Genomic DNA, 343 nt, shown 5'->3' with positions numbered 1-343 from the left:
GAGTCACTACGGTGATGAAGTCATTGATGCCATGCTTCCAGGAAAAGCCTCTAAGCTTCAGATTGTAAGGAATCGTACCCCAAACCGACACAGGTGGTCGGGTAGAGAATACCAAGGCGCTTGAGAGAACTCGGGTGAAGGAACTAGGCAAAATGGTACCGTAACTTCGGGAGAAGGTACGCTCTTATCGGTGAAGTCCCTCGCGGATGGAGCTGACGAGAGTCGCAGATACCAGGTGGCTGCAACTGTTTATTAAAAACACAGCACTGTGCAAAATCGTAAGATGACGTATACGGTGTGACGCCTGCCCGGTGCCGGAAGGTTAATTGATGGGGTTAGTCCT

At 50.4% G+C, this 343-nt stretch carries 1 rRNA gene; it reads left to right on the top strand.

Annotated elements, in window-relative coordinates:
• Positions 1-343, top strand: a 23S ribosomal RNA gene (locus RH89_RS16995); the annotation flags it as partial.

The organism is Vibrio nigripulchritudo ATCC 27043 (assembly GCF_000222685.1).
In the GTDB taxonomy this organism is placed as follows: domain Bacteria; phylum Pseudomonadota; class Gammaproteobacteria; order Enterobacterales; family Vibrionaceae; genus Vibrio; species Vibrio nigripulchritudo.
The sequence above is the reverse complement of the archived record's forward strand: the minus strand, read 5'-3'. Positions and strand labels throughout refer to the sequence as shown.